Source organism: Zeaxanthinibacter enoshimensis (genome assembly GCF_004362865.1).
In the GTDB taxonomy this organism is placed as follows: domain Bacteria; phylum Bacteroidota; class Bacteroidia; order Flavobacteriales; family Flavobacteriaceae; genus Zeaxanthinibacter; species Zeaxanthinibacter enoshimensis.
Genome location: NZ_SNYI01000002.1, coordinates 295,897 through 312,080 on the forward strand (window position 1 = coordinate 295,897; position 16,184 = coordinate 312,080).

Here is a 16,184-nt window from a genome sequence, read left to right on the forward strand (position 1 = left end):
GCATCACATTCCTTCTAAGTCGACCTGGATTCAGCAGAATTTCGGTACAATTTGTTCAGCCTGATTTGCAGGCCGGGATAGGGTAATTTCGAGAACAACATGATTTTGAAGATTAAGAGTATAAGTAAAGATATGACCATGGGTAAGAAGATATTATTTTTATTGCTTCTGATATCCGGGACGGCATTTTCGCAGACTACGGTCAGCTTGCAGGATCAATGCAACTGTGAAGTCTTAAGCGGAACGGCTGTAACCTCCCCCGGGGCTGCCACCCCAACAGGTGCTGACGTAGGCGACATCTATGTTAACACGGACACCGGTATCATTTATTTCTGGGACGGGAACTCCTGGGAACTGACATCCTCCGATGATCAGCAATTACAGAGTTTCAGTTTTAACCCTGCTTCCAGGATACTGTCTTTACAGATAGAGAATGGGAATACGGTTTCAGTAGATCTTTCTTTCCTCAATAACACGGGTACGGATGACCAGGTGGCATCAGAAGTACTTTACAATAATACAGTTTCCGGTCTGCTGGCAGGCAATGTACAGGAAGCGCTTGACGAAATTAACGCGGCAACCTCTAATGTTGCCCTGGTTGATAACAGTGACGGGACTTATACTTTTACCGATGCCGATGGCACGGTTACCGTTATTTCAGATACTTCTATCTCTACCCTTACCGACAATGGTGATGGTACCTATACGTATACGGACGAATCTAATACTGTACAGACCATTGACACCAATGCGTCCAGTAATCCATATGATAATACAGTTTCCGGGCTCTTTGCAACCAATGTCCAGGCCGCGATCGATGAGATCAACGCTGCTGCGGGTACTGTTGCCCTGGTGGATAATGGGGATGGGACTTACGATTTTACGGATGCCGCTGGCAACGTGACTACCATTACGGATACCTCGATCTCTACCCTTATGGATAACGGGGACGGAAGTTTTACCTACACCGCAGAAGATGGTACGGTAACTATCTTCACGGAAAGCCTGACCACTTTGGTGGATAATAACGATGGTACGTTTACCTACACCAACGAGGACGGGACCCCGCAACTGGTGAGGAAAGCGGATATGATCGATAATTTTGACGGCACTTACACCTTTACCAATTTTGGTGGAACTACGCTGAATATTAATACGAATGCTATCAGCAACCCGTACGATAATACCGCTTCCGGGCTATTCGCAACGAATGTTCAGGCGGCCATCGATGAGGTGAACGCTGCTGCAGGCACGGTTGCCCTGGTTGATAATGGTGATGGTACTTATGACTTTACAGATGCTTCAGGGAATGTGACTACGATCACGGATACTTCTATTTCTACCCTGGCAGATAATGGAAACGGAACTTACACGTATACTGATGAGGCCGGAAACACCCAGCTGATCGATACCAACGCCTCCAGCAACCCTTATGACAATTCAATTTCCGGGTTACTGGCTGCAAACGTCCAGGATGCTATTGACGAGGTAAACGCCGCTGCAGGAACCGTTGCCCTGGTGGATAATGGTGACGGTACTTATGATTTCACGGATGCTGCAGGAAATGTGACTACGATCACGGATACCTCTATTTCTACCCTGGTAGATAATGGAAACGGTACTTACACGTATACTGATGAAGCCGGGAATACCCAGCTGATCGATACCAACGCTTCGAGCAATCCTTATAACAACGCGATCTCCGGACTTGCTGCCACCAATGTACAGGCGGCTATCGACGAGGTAAACGCCGCCGCAGGAACCGTTGCCCTGGTGGATAATGGTGATGGCACTTACGATTTTACAGATGCGGGTGGAAATGTGACCACCATATCTGATACTTCTATTTCTACCCTCGTGAATAACGGGGATGGAACTTATACATATACCGATGAGACCGGGGCCACCCAGTCTATCGATACGAATGCTTCGAGCAACCCATATAACAACGCGATCTCCGGACTTACTGCTACCAATGTTCAGGCGGCTATCGACGAGGTGAACGCTGCTGCAGGAACTGTAGCCCTGGTGGATAATGGAGATGGGACATATGACTTCACAGATGCTTCGGGCAATGTGACTACCATTACCGATACCTCTATCTCTACCCTTGTGGATAACGGGGACGGAAGTTTTACGTATACGGCAGAAGATGGTACGGTAACCATCTTTACGGAAAGCCTTACCACTTTGGTGGATAATAACGACGGTACATTTACCTACACCAATGAGGACGGAACCCCGCAACTGGTGAGGAAAGCGGACATGATCGATAATTTTGACGGTACTTACACCTTTACCAATTTTGGTGGTACGACGCTGAACATCAATACCAATGCCATCAGCAACCCATACGATAATACAGCTTCTGGGTTGCTGGCAACCAACGTACAGGCGGCCATCGACGAGGTGAATGCTGCAGCCGGAACCGTATCCCTGGTGGATAACGGCGATGGTACATACGATTTTACCGATGCCGGTGGGAACGTGACTACGATATCAGATACTTCTGTCTCCACCCTCGTTAACAATGGGGATGGTACGTATACTTATACCGATGAGACCGGGGCTACCCAGTCTATCGATACCAACGCTTCGAGCAACCCTTATAACAATGCGATCTCCGGTTTGGCTGCCACCAATGTTCAGGCGGCTATCGACGAGGTAAACGCCGCCGCAGGAACCGTTGCCCTGGTGGATAATGGTGATGGCACTTACGATTTTACAGATGCGGGTGGAAATGTGACCACCATATCTGATACTTCTATTTCTACCCTCGTGAATAACGGGGATGGAACTTATACGTATACTGATGAGACCGGGGCTACCCAGTCTATCGATACCAACGCTTCGAGCAACCCTTATAACAACGCGATCTCCGGTTTGGCTGCCACCAATGTTCAGGCGGCTATCGACGAGGTAAACGCCGCCGCAGGAACCGTTGCCCTGGTGGATAATGGTGATGGCACTTACGATTTTACCGATGCGGGTGGAAATGTGACCACCATATCTGATACTTCTATTTCTACCCTCGTGAATAACGGGGATGGAACTTATACGTATACTGATGAGACCGGGGCCACCCAGTCTATCGATACTAACGCTTCGAGCAACCCATATAACAACGCGATTTCCGGACTTACTGCTACCAATGTTCAGGCGGCTATCGACGAGGTGAACGCTGCTGCAGGAACTGTAGCCCTGGTGGATAACGGGGATGGAACTTATGATTTCACGGATGCTTCGGGCAATGTGACTACCATTACGGATACCTCGATCTCTACCCTTATGGATAACGGGGACGGAAGTTTTACCTATACCGCAGAAGATGGTACGGTAACTATCTTCACGGAAAGCCTGACCACTTTGGTGGATAATAACGATGGTACGTTTACCTACACCAACGAGGACGGAACCTCGCAACTGGTGAGGAAAGCGGATATGATCGATAATTTTGACGGCACTTACACCTTTACCAATTTTGGTGGAACTACGCTGAATATTAATACGAATGCTATCAGCAACCCGTACGATAATACCGCTTCCGGGCTATTCGCAACGAATGTTCAGGCGGCCATCGATGAGGTGAATGCTGCTGCAGGTACAGTTGCCCTGGTAGATAACGGGGACGGTACTTATGATTTCACGGATGCTGCAGGTAACGTAACTACCATTTCAGATACCTCTGTCTCTACTTTGGTAAACAACGGGGACGGAACTTATACGTATACCGACGAGACCGGGGCCACCCAGTCTATCGATACCAACGCTTCGAGCAATCCTTATAACAACGCGATCTCCGGACTTGCTGCCACCAATGTACAGGCGGCTATCGACGAGGTAAACGCCGCCGCAGGAACCGTTGCCCTGGTGGATAATGGTGATGGCACTTACGATTTTACAGATGCGGGTGGAAATGTGACCACCATATCTGATACTTCTATTTCTACCCTCGTGAATAACGGGGATGGAACTTATACATATACCGATGAGACCGGGGCCACCCAGTCTATCGATACGAATGCTTCGAGCAACCCATATAACAACGCGATCTCCGGACTTACTGCTACCAATGTTCAGGCGGCTATCGACGAGGTGAACGCTGCTGCGGGAACTGTTGCCCTGGTAGATAACGGGGACGGTACTTATGATTTCACGGATGCTGCAGGTAACGTAACTACCATTTCAGATACCTCTGTCTCTACTTTGGTAAATAATGGGGACGGAACCTATACCTATACCGATGAGACCGGGGCCACCCAGTCTATCGACACCAACGCTTCGAGCAATCCGTATAATAACGCTATCTCCGGTTTGGCTGCCACCAATGTACAGGCGGCCATCGACGAGGTGAACGCTGCTGCAGGAACTGTTGCCCTGGTAGATAACGGGGACGGTACTTATGATTTCACGGATGCTGCAGGTAACGTAACTACCATTTCAGATACCTCTGTCTCTACTTTGGTAAACAATGGGGACGGAACCTATACCTATACCGATGAGACCGGAGCCACCCAGTCTATCGATACCAACGCTTCAAGCAATCCTTATAACAATGCAGTTTCCGGTCTGTTGGCGAACAACGTGCAGGCAGCTATTGATGAGGTGGTTGCCGCAAGTTCTGATGACCAGCTGCTTTCTACGGACGGTTCTGCCGGAAATATTTCCATCGAGGCCGGTAACAGCCTTAACATCAATGTGGATGATGCGGATGCGGATCCTGCGAACGAATTCAACACCGGGATTGCTACCAACGCGGGCGCCCTGGAAGTTACCGATGGCGGGGGAACCTTATCGGCTAACCTGGTGAGTGCTGACGCTAATAACGATATCGTAGCCGGAACCGACGGAGCCCTTTACCTGAACGTCGCTTCGGTCTCTATGGCTGAAACAGTGACCAACCTCGTGGATAACGGGAATGGCACTATAACCTATACCAACGAGGATGGGACTCCCCAGACTGTGAACAAGTCAGATATCACCGATAACGGGGATGGAACCTACCTTTTTACCAACAATGACGGGTCTGATGTGATCCTGGATACCAGGGCTAATGCCAACCCATATGACAATACTACCTCAGGACTGCTGGCTACCGATGTACAGGCTGCTATAGACGAACTTAATGCTGCTGCCGGTACGGTAGCTCTCGTCGATAATGGTGATGGTACCTACGACTTTACGGATGCTGGCGGGAATGTTACTACGATAACAGATACCTCTGTCTCCACTTTGGTGAATAACGGGAACGGTACCTATACCTATACCGATGAGACCGGGGCAACCCAGTTGATCGACACCAATGCTTCGAGCAATCCTTATGACAACACGACTTCGGGTCTTGTTGCTACCGATGTACAGGCAGCGATAGACGAGGTAAATGCCGCTGCTGGTACTGTGGCCCTGGTAGATAACGGGGATGGCACCTATGATTTCACGGATGCTGCAGGCAACGTGACTACCATTACAGATACCTCTATCTCTACCCTTGCAGATAATGGGGACGGAAGTTTTACCTATACGGCAGAAGACGGTACAGTTACTATTTTTACCGAGACTCTCACTACCCTGGTGGATAACGGGAACGGAACCTTTACCTACACCAACGAAGATGGGACGGCCCAGATGGTGCGCAAGGCAGATATGATCGACAATTTTGACGGTACCTATACCTTTACCAACTTTGGTGCAACCCTGCTCAATATTGACACGAATGCCGGCAGCAACCCTTATGACAATACAACTTCTGGCTTATTGGCAGGAAACGTACAGGATGCAATAGACGAGATCGTATCGGCAAGCTCGGACGACCAGAACATCAGTGGATCAGGTCTCCTGGGAACCGATCTTACTATAGGAATAGAGAATGGGGCATCACAAGTGATCGACCTGTCTTCCCTGGTGGGAACAGATGATCAGAATTTGACAGGTGCCACATTAGATGCCAGTAACATCCTGCAGATCGATATTGAGAATGGCGGTTCTGCAATCGTAGACCTGTCCAGCCTGGATAACAGCGGAACTGATGACCAGAATATCAGTGGATCCGGCCTTCTTGGAACTGACCTTACGATTGGTATTGAGAACGGTACTTCAGAGACCATCAGTTTAGCCGCTTTGGTGGATGATGCGGATGCAGATCCTACGAACGAATTTAACACAGCTGTGGGCACAAATGCCGGATCCCTCGAGATCACCGATGGTGGGGGTGTTGTCTCTGCGCCGCTGATCAGTGCAGATGCCAACAACGATATCGCGGCAGGAACCGATGGTGCCTTATACCTGAACGTAGCCTCCGTAGCCATGGCCGAAACGGTGACCAACCTGGTAGATAATGCCAATGGTACCCTGACCTATACAAACGAAGACGGGGTGGCCCAAACAGTAAGCAAGTCGGATATCACCGATAACGGGGATGGCACTTATACCTTTACCAATAACGATGGTTCTGATGTGGTGATCAACACCATTGATGCTGATTCAGATGCGTCTAACGAACTTCAGACCATCTCCAGGGCAGGAACCGATATTACGCTTTCTGACGGGGGCGGAACAGTCTCTGTCGCGGATAACGATAACGACCCTGCCAACGAGATCGAACTGCCTGCGGGCGGGGCAGGAGGACAGGTGCTTTCTACGGATGGCGCCGGGAATTACTCCTGGATAAATGATAACGGGGGTACGGATGACCAGGACATCATGGGATCTAACCTTACCGGAACAGACCTGACCATTGGCATTGAAAATGGTGCTTCCCAGGTGATAGACCTTTCTTCATTGGTGGGGACCGATGACCAGACAGCTGCCGAAGTTACGTATGACAATACTGCTTCCGGATTGCTGGCCGGGAATACCCAGGATGCTATAGACGAAATTGTTTCGACCAGTTCTGACGACCAGAATATCAGCGGCTCTAACCTCACAGGTACCGATCTTACCATCGGTATTGAGAACGGAACTTCACAAACTATCAGTTTAGCCGCTTTGGTAGACGATGCAGATGCTGACCCTACCAACGAGATCGAACTGCCGGCAGGTGGAGCGGCAGGACAAGTACTGTCTACGGACGGTGCGGGGAACTACTCCTGGATCAGCGATGATGCGGGGACTGATTCCCAGACCCTGAGCCTTGCCGGGAACAACCTGAGCATCAGCAACGGGAATACCATAGACATCAGCAGTATCGATACCGATACAGATGATCAGACGCTTTCCCTTGCAGGAAATACCCTCTCTATTGCCGATGGTAACAGCGTGGACCTGACCCCGTTCAATAACAGTGGAACCGATGACCAGAATATCAGTGGGTCCGGGCTTCTTGGAACTGATCTTACCATTGGTATTGAGAACGGAACTTCAGAGACCATCAGTTTAGCGTCTTTAGTGGATGATGCGGATGCTGATCCTACGAACGAATTTAACACGGCTTCCGGGATGAACGCCGGTGCCCTCGAGATCACCGATGGTGGTGGAACGGAATCTGTAAGCCTGATCAGTACAGATGCGAACAATGATATAAGCGCTGGTACAGACGGAGCATTGTATTTAAACGTAGCTTCGGTAACCATCTCAGAGACCATCACCAACCTTGTCGATAATGCGAACGGTACTTTTACCTATACCAATGAAAGTGGTGCTGCACAGACGATCAGCAAAGCGGATATCACCGATAACGGGGATGGCACTTATACCTTTACCAATAACGATGGTTCTGATGTGGTGATCAACACCATTGATGCCGATTCGGATGCGTCTAACGAACTTCAGACCATCTCCAGGGCAGGTACAGATATCACCTTGTCTGACGGTGGCGGAACAGTTTCTGTCGCGGATAACGATAACGACCCTACCAACGAGATCGAACTGCCTGCGGGTGGGGCTGGAGGACAGGTACTGTCTACGGATGGTGCCGGGAATTACTCCTGGATCAATGATAACGGGGGTACGGATGACCAGACAGCCACCGAGGTTACTTATGACAATACTGCTTCCGGATTGCTGGCCGGGAATACCCAGGATGCTATAGACGAAATAGTTTCGACCAGCTCTGATGACCAGAACATCAGCGGCTCTAACCTCACAGGTACCGATCTTACCATCGGTATTGAGAACGGAACTTCACAGACTATCAGTTTAGCTTCTTTGGTAGATGATGCAGATGCGGATCCAACTAACGAGATCGAACTGCCTGCAGGTGGTGCGGCCGGCCAAGTACTGTCTACGGACGGTGCGGGTAACTACTCCTGGATCAGCGATGATGCGGGAACTGATTCCCAGACCCTGAGCCTTGCCGGGAACAACCTGAGCATCAGCAACGGGAATACCATAGACATCAGCAGTATTGATACCGATACAGACGACCAGACGCTTTCCCTGGCAGGAAATACCCTTTCTATTGCCGATGGTAACAGCGTGGACCTGACACCGTTCAATGACAGTGGTACCGATGACCAGAACATCAGTGGGTCTGGATTAGCCGGAACGGTGCTGACCATCGGTATCGAGAACGGTAGCAATGAGACCGTAGACCTGGCCACCATCAATACCGATGACCAGGGAGTAGATACTTTTAGTTTTAACGGGGTAACTAACCAACTCACCCTGGAAGTGGAAGCTGACGGGCAACCTGCCCACGTGGTCGATCTCTCTGCCCTGGACAACAGCGGTACGGATGACCAGACCCTTTCTACCAGTGGTGCAGCCGGGAATATCTCTATCGAAGATGGAAATACCCTGAACCTGAACGTGGATGATGCGGATGCAGATGCTACCAACGAATTACAGACCATTACCCGTGCCGGGACCGATCTTACCCTTTCTAACGGTGGCGGTACTGTCTCTGTCGCGGATAACGATAACGACCCGACCAACGAGATCGAACTGCCTGCGGGCGGAGCAGGAGGACAGGTGCTGTCTACAGATGGTGCAGGGAATTACTCCTGGATCAATGATAATGGTGGAAGCGATGACCAGAACCTGACCGGTGCAACCCTTAATGCGAGTAATATTTTGCAGATTGATATCGAGAATGGCGGTTCTACAACCGTAGACCTGTCCAGCCTGGATAATAGTGGTACAGACGATCAGAATATCAGCGGATCTAATCTCACAGGTACCGATCTTACTATCGGTATTGAGAACGGAACTTCACAGACTATCAGTTTAGCTTCTTTGGTAGACGATGCGGATGCGGATCCAACTAACGAGATCGAACTGCCTGTAGGTGGTGCGGCCGGACAAGTACTGTCTACGGACGGTGCGGGGAACTACTCCTGGATCAGCGATGATGCGGGGACCGATTCCCAGACCCTGAGCCTTGCCGGGAACAACCTGAGCATCAGCAACGGGAATACCATAGACATCAGCAGTATTGATACCGATACAGACGACCAGACGCTTTCCCTGGCAGGAAATACCCTTTCTATTGCCGATGGTAACAGCGTTGACCTGACACCGTTCAATAACAGTGGTACCGATGACCAGAACATCAGTGGGTCTGGATTAGCCGGAACGGTGCTGACCATCGGTATCGAGAACGGTAGCAATGAGACCGTAGACCTGGCCACCATCAATACCGATGAGCAGGGAGTAGATACCTTTAGTTTTAACGGGGTAACTAACCAACTCACCCTGGAAGTGGAAGCTGACGGGCAACCTGCCCACGTGGTAGATCTCTCTGCCCTGGACAATAGTGGTACGGATGACCAGACCCTTTCTACCAGTGGTGCAGCCGGGAATATCTCTATCGAAGATGGAAATACCCTGAACCTGAACGTGGATGATGCGGATGCAGATGCTACCAACGAATTACAGACCATAACCCGTGCCGGAACCGATATTACCCTTTCTAACGGTGGTGGAACTGTTTCTGTCGCGGATAACGATAACGACCCTACCAACGAGATCGAACTGCCTGCGGGCGGAGCGGGAGGCCAGGTACTGTCTACGGATGGGGCCGGGAATTACTCCTGGATCAATGACAATGGTGGAACTGATTCCCAGACCCTGAGCCTTGCCGGGAACAACCTGAGTATAAGCAACGGGAATACCATAGACATCAGCAGTATTGATACTGATACGGACGACCAGACACTTTCCCTGGCAGGAAATACCCTCTCTATTGCCGATGGTAACAGCGTGGACCTGACACCTTTCAACAACAGCGGGACAGATGACCAGAACCTGACAGGGGCGTCTTTGAACGCGAGTAATATATTGCAGATCGATATTGAGAACGGGACTTCTACGACTGTCGATTTATCAAGTCTTGATAACAGTGGTACGGATGACCAGTTTGATGACGAGGTGCAGCTGAGGACGGCTGTTGATATGGATGAAGGAGGAGTAGCTTCCCCTACGCTGGAAACAAATGTAGCCGAAGCCATCCAGGCCATTGCGCCTATCACCTCTAAAGCAGCAAGGATCTTTTACCCGCCGTCAATAGCGGTAGATGCCTCCACCAATGGTAGTTTCACCGTAGACCTGTACGCCCAGTATACAGCACAGTTTGGGACACCCACGGTCGCTAGTAGTGGGGCTCCTGCGGCGGTACCGACCTATGCGGCAACAGAATTGTACTATTATGTTACTTATGCTGATCCTGCCGTCTTTGACACCGCTACAATGAGCATTGATGCTAATGGAGTTTTATCCTATGACATCATTGGGCAGCCATCGGATTACAATTCACTGATCAACGTCGTATTCGTCGTGAAATAATACCTAAAACAATAAAAAGGGGTTTGAAATTCAGCAATATTTATGGGAAATTAATACTCGGGGCCGTGATCTTCTTGATCGGTTCCGCTGCTGTTCATGCCCAGTTTTTATTACAGGCTCCGAATGCCGGCGACGAATCCAACTACAAGTGGTACGAAGCTTCCGATACGGCTACAGTGCTGGGAACAGATTTCTTTTACGAGGTCACCGATCCCGGGATCTATTTTGCGACCTATGACGGAACACTTTGTGGAAAAAATGCCACCGGCTATTTTATCGTTACCAATTGCAATTCGCCCAATAACGAAGTCACCCTAGATATCACGGCTAATGTGAGTCCGTCTGCAACCATCAGCTGGGATCCCCCGCTTCCGGGAGATCAGACTATGCCTATGGTCATTGCGACCCAGTCCGTCACGAAGTATACAGCTACGATCACCAAGGTGGGGAATGATATGGCCCTGCCCAGTTTCACAGTAGTCTGCATGGATCAATCTGCAATCCTGGAAGACGATGTGGTCTCTCTTGATGAAGATACCAGTATAATAGTCCCGGTATATGATAATGACAGCCAGATTCCGACTTCGGGTACTCTGACGGCTACCGACCCGGCTAACGGAAGCGTGGTTATAGATATTAACGGTACCCCCAATGTTCCCGGGGATGACCTGTTGACCTATGTCCCCGATCCAAATTACAACGGTCCGGATAGTTTTGATTACACGGTATGTAACAGTTCCGGGGAATGCAGCACGGCTACGGTATCGGTGACTGTGATCCCTGTCCTGGATGCTATAGTAGATGCCCGTTCCACAGAGCAGAATGTGCCCATAGATATCTATGTTCTCTTTAATGATAACGATCTGCCTATTGGGGGAACCATCAGCAATACGGATACCAGTAATGGTACGCTGGTGCACAATACTAATGGAACACCGGTTTATGCCTTTGATGATTATTACACCTATACCCCGAACCCGGATTACCTTGGGAGTGATAGTTTTGATTATACCATTTGCGATACCATGGGGCATTGCAGTACGGCCACGGTAACCATCATAGTGGTGGAACCAGGTGTTGACCTCGATGCGGACAACGATGGTATCGTTGACAGTTTTGAAGACCTGAACCTTGATGGGGATAACGACCCATCTACCGATCCTACAGATTCTGATGGGGATGGTGTGCCGGATTACCTGGATATAGACAGTGATGATGACGGAATCCCGGATAACGTGGAATCCCAGCTGACCTCGCTTTATATTTTACCCAGCGGTGTGGATGATAACGAAAACGGTCTTGATGATGCCTATGAGGTGGATGCAGTTGGAATATTCCCTGTCGATACTGATAATGATGACCTCCCCGATTACCTGGATGATGATTCCGATAATGATGGCGTTCCGGATTATATAGAGGGGCACGATTATGACAGGGATGGCCAGCCTGATGTGGTCTTCATTGGCTCAGATAAGGATAACGACGGACTTGATGACGGGTTCGAAGGTTCCTCTACCCTGGATATTGATGTGAACGACGAGATTGATAATCCTTTACTGGACCTGCCAAATACTGACGGAGACGGGGAATCTGATTACCGAGATATTGATGATGACGGGGATGGTACAGAGACTACCAAGGAAGACGCGAACAATGACGGGAACTTCCAAAATGATGATTCTGATGGCAATGGTACGCCGGATTACCTGGAACCAAACTATGTGGAAGTACTCATCTATAATGTGGTTACCCCTAATGGTGACGGCGTACATGACTTCCTGAAGATTGAAGGGCTGGACCGTTACCCGAACAATACCATCCACATCTACAACCGTTGGGGTGTACTGGTATACGTAACACAGGCGTACAATACCCAAGGCAATGTCTTTGATGGTACTTCTGAAGGAAGGGTGACCGTGGACCAGGATAACAAATTGCCGGTAGGAACATATTTCTATGTACTGGAATACGAAGAAACCGAAGGAAACATGAAGTCCATGTCCGGGTATATCTACCTAAATAAGTAAAACCATGAGAAAGTCAGAACATCAATATTGTACTTTCAAGAATAAGGGCTTTTGGCTTCTGTTCCTGTTGCTCGGTCTTCACCTGAACTCCCTTGCCCAGCAGGATGCACAGTATACCCAGTATATGTACAATACAGTGAGTGTAAACCCGGGCTATACCGGGTCCAGGGGACAGCTGAGTATAGCGGCACTGTACCGGGCGCAATGGGTTGGCCTGGAAGGAGCTCCAAAGACCCAGACTTTCAACTTTCATACCCCCCTGGGATATAACGGGGTGGGAATTGGAATGTCTATTATCAATGACCAGATCGGTCCAACCTCGGAAACAATGTTAGACCTGGATTTTTCATATACCGTGCAGACATCCGATGAAGCCCGTCTTAGCTTTGGTCTTAAAGCAAGTGCCCATTTACTGGATATCCGCTTCTCGGAACTCAACCAGGATTACAATCAGCCGGGCGGGCCGGACCCTACTTTGCAGGAAGATATTCAGAACAAGTTTTCGCCCAATATCGGTGCCGGAATCTATTATCATACCGAGCATTTTTACGCAGGGATATCCGTGCCGCGCATACTGGAAACTTCACATTTTGATTCTTCCTCCCTGTCCACAGCGCGAGAAGAGATCAACTATTACTTTATAACGGGCTATGTCTTTGACATGACCCCGCTCTGGAAATTTAAGCCCACCTTACTGACCAAGGTGGTAGCCGGGGCACCTTTACAGGTAGATCTGTCCGCGAATTTCATGTACAATGAAAAACTGATCATGGGAGCAGCATATCGCTGGGATGCTGCATTGAGTGCAATGGCCGGTTTCCAGATCTCCTCTGAATTCCTTATCGGGATCGCCTATGACCGTGAGATCACCGAACTGGGGCAGGCTGTGTTCAACGATGGCTCGTTCGAGGTGATACTGCGGTATGATTTCATCAAGGCGCTCGACAACCTGAAATCGCCCCGATTCTTCTGATTTATCCCTTCATTCCTTTTTTCTATACGCGCCCTTCTTGTTAATCCTTCAAAGGTGTTATTTTTGTTGGATGACACAGAAAGAAGAACGCGTAATACTCGTAAATACTGAGGACGAAGTACTGGGTACCATGCCCAAGATGGAGGCCCATGAAAAGGCATTGTTGCACCGGGCATTTTCCGTTTTTGTCCTGAATGACAAAGGAGAGATCATGCTGCAGCAAAGAGCGGCCGGCAAATATCATTCTCCTTTATTATGGACAAACACCTGTTGTAGTCATCAGCGCCTGGGCGAGAGTAACCTGGATGCTGGAAAACGCAGGCTGCAGGAAGAAATGGGTTTCCAGACCGAACTTAAAGAGATCTTTTCATTTGTATACAAAGCTCCTTTTGATAATGGCCTGACAGAGCACGAATTTGATCATGTGATGATCGGTTATTTTGAGGGAGAACCCAATATTAACCCCGATGAAGTAGAGGCGTGGAAATGGATGTCTCCCGAAGCTATTAAGGCAGACATGGAAGATAACGGGAAAGCTTATACGGCATGGTTCCGGATCATCTTTGATAAATTCTACGAGCATTTCAATCAAAAAACTGAGAATTGATGAAAGTGAAAGTAAGCAGGGCTGCGCATTTTAATGCTGCACACAGGCTCTACCGGCCAGACTGGGACGAGGAAAAGAATAACGCGGTTTTTGGAAAATGCAATAATCCAAATTTTCACGGTCATAATTATGAACTGATCGTAAGTGTTACCGGTCCGATTGATAAGGAAACCGGGATGGTGATCGATCTGAAAGACCTGAAAGACCTGATCAGGTCGGAAGTAGAAGATGCATTTGATCATAAGAATCTCAACCTGGAAGTTCCGGAGTTTGCGAAGCTTAACCCAACGGCTGAGAACATTGCAGTCATCATCTGGAACAAACTGAAACCCCATCTGAAAGAGGAGCAGGAACTGGAAGTGGTCCTTTACGAGACCCCGCGTAACTTTGTAACCTACTCGGGATAATGGGATTAAAAGTAGGAGAGAACATACCGCAGTTCAGCCTGGAGGACCAGGAGGGGAACATTTTTGACATCAGTGCGATAAAGGGGAAGAAGCCTATAGTGATCTTCTTTTATCCTAAGGACAATACTCCCGGTTGTACTAAGGAAGCCTGCGCTTTCCGGGACAGTTATGAGGATTTCACAGATCTGGGGGCAGAAGTAATCGGGATCAGTTCAGATTCCAGCAGTACTCATAAACGCTTTGGTGCGCGCTATAACCTGCCCTTTACACTTTTATCCGACCCCGATGGAAAGGTGCGTAAACAATTTCGGGTCAAGGGCCATTTACTCAATCTTTTACCCGGGCGTGAAACCTATGTGGTGAACAAAGAGGGGAAAGTTGTCATGGTTTATAATAATATGAATGCATCCAACCATATGGAAAAGGCACTGGATGCCTTAAAAGGAATGAAATAATGGAATTATACCCACTGAAATTTGATCCGATCCTCAAAGAGAGGATCTGGGGAGGCACCAAACTTAAAGATGTATTGGGCAAATCCATAACTGATGAGCACACCGGGGAAAGCTGGGAAATCTCTGCGGTAGACGGTGACGTCAGCGTGGTTGCCAACGGCACACATCGCGGCACATCGCTATCCCGGCTCATAGAAGATTCAGCTGGGGATCTTCTCGGGCAAAGCGTGGTGGAACGTTTCGGGAAAGACTTCCCAATCCTGATCAAATTTATCGATGCCAGGAAAGACCTTTCGGTCCAGTTACATCCTCATGACGAACTGGCCCGGGAACGGCACCAGTCTTTCGGGAAGACCGAGATGTGGTATATCATGGATGCCGATCCCGGTGCAAACCTGATCGTAGGGTTCAACCGTGACCTGGATAAACAGACCTATAAAGAATACCTGCAAAATGATCGTTTACTGGAACTGTTAAACTACGAACAGGTAAAAGAAGGGGATACCTTCTTTATCAATACGGGGAAGGTACACGCCATCGGGGCTGGGGTACTGCTGGCCGAGATACAGCAGACCTCGGACATTACCTACAGGATCTACGATTTTAAACGTAAGGACAAGGACGGGAACTACAGGGAACTGCATACAGAGCTGGCGCTCGATGCTATCGATTACAGGAAAAAAGACGATTTCAGGGTAAATTACAGTCAACATCCGGATGCCGTTAACTCCATGGTGGATTCCCCTTACTTTAAGACAATTTTCCTTCATCTTAACAAGGATTTTGCCCTGGATTTGAAAGACAGGGATGCATTTACCATCCTGATGTGTGTTCAGGGATCGGCTAATGTTATATATAAAAGTGAAAGTGTTTCCCTGCAAAGGGGAGAAACCGTACTTTTACCGGCTGCAATTCCGGGGGTAACCCTGGAAACAGCAGGAGCAAAATTGCTCGAAGTAACAATATAAGGTAGTAACAAGAATTAAATCAAAGTAA

7 protein-coding genes are annotated in these 16,184 nt (G+C 48.9%); all 7 read left to right on the forward strand.

The annotated features are described in order from the left end of the window. The first annotated feature begins 99 nt into the window (after positions 1–99). The 7 genes from CLV82_RS07510 to CLV82_RS07540 all read left to right on the forward strand — a co-directional run bounded on the left by CLV82_RS07510 (position 100) and on the right by CLV82_RS07540 (position 16,156). The gene (locus CLV82_RS07510; protein ID WP_133643705.1) at positions 100–10,719 is read left to right on the forward strand and encodes a beta strand repeat-containing protein; all 10,620 of its coding nucleotides are present in this window, start codon (positions 100–102) and stop codon (positions 10,717–10,719) included. A 23-nt stretch (positions 10,720–10,742) separates the two neighbouring features. Continuing rightward, positions 10,743–12,746: a T9SS type B sorting domain-containing protein gene (locus tag CLV82_RS07515; RefSeq protein ID WP_317128278.1), complete on the forward strand. Its 2,004-nt coding sequence runs from the start codon at positions 10,743–10,745 to the stop codon at positions 12,744–12,746. A gap of 4 nt (positions 12,747–12,750) precedes the next feature. Then, on the forward strand, positions 12,751–13,719 hold the full coding sequence (locus CLV82_RS07520) for a PorP/SprF family type IX secretion system membrane protein (RefSeq protein ID WP_133643706.1): 969 nt from the start codon (positions 12,751–12,753) through the stop codon (positions 13,717–13,719). Between the two features lie 70 nt (positions 13,720–13,789). Continuing rightward, positions 13,790–14,326, forward strand: coding sequence for an isopentenyl-diphosphate Delta-isomerase (gene idi, locus CLV82_RS07525; RefSeq protein WP_133643707.1), 537 nt, complete (start codon positions 13,790–13,792; stop codon positions 14,324–14,326). Then, positions 14,326–14,733: a 6-pyruvoyl trahydropterin synthase family protein gene (locus CLV82_RS07530; RefSeq protein ID WP_133643708.1), complete on the forward strand. Its 408-nt coding sequence runs from the start codon at positions 14,326–14,328 to the stop codon at positions 14,731–14,733. Before idi ends, CLV82_RS07530 begins: the two co-directional genes overlap by 1 nt. Beyond that, the gene (locus CLV82_RS07535) at positions 14,733–15,188 is read left to right on the forward strand and encodes a peroxiredoxin (protein ID WP_133643709.1); all 456 of its coding nucleotides are present in this window, start codon (positions 14,733–14,735) and stop codon (positions 15,186–15,188) included. The genes CLV82_RS07530 and CLV82_RS07535 overlap by 1 nt, the downstream gene beginning before the upstream one ends. Continuing rightward, the gene (locus CLV82_RS07540; protein WP_133643710.1) at positions 15,188–16,156 is read left to right on the forward strand and encodes a type I phosphomannose isomerase catalytic subunit; all 969 of its coding nucleotides are present in this window, start codon (positions 15,188–15,190) and stop codon (positions 16,154–16,156) included. The genes CLV82_RS07535 and CLV82_RS07540 overlap by 1 nt, the downstream gene beginning before the upstream one ends. The last annotated feature ends 28 nt before the right edge of the window (positions 16,157–16,184 follow it).

Bases quoted from the DNA above. Each gene is read 5' to 3' on its own strand.
- CLV82_RS07510 (WP_133643705.1), top strand. From the start codon at position 100: ATGATTTTGAAGATTAAGAGTATAAGTAAAGATATGACCATGGGTAAG.
- CLV82_RS07520 (WP_133643706.1), top strand. From the start codon at position 12,751: ATGAGAAAGTCAGAACATCAATATTGTACTTTCAAGAATAAGGGCTTT.
- idi (WP_133643707.1), top strand. From the start codon at position 13,790: ATGACACAGAAAGAAGAACGCGTAATACTCGTAAATACTGAGGACGAA.
- CLV82_RS07530 (WP_133643708.1), top strand. From the start codon at position 14,326: ATGAAAGTGAAAGTAAGCAGGGCTGCGCATTTTAATGCTGCACACAGG.
- CLV82_RS07535 (WP_133643709.1), top strand. From the start codon at position 14,733: ATGGGATTAAAAGTAGGAGAGAACATACCGCAGTTCAGCCTGGAGGAC.
- CLV82_RS07540 (WP_133643710.1), top strand. From the start codon at position 15,188: ATGGAATTATACCCACTGAAATTTGATCCGATCCTCAAAGAGAGGATC.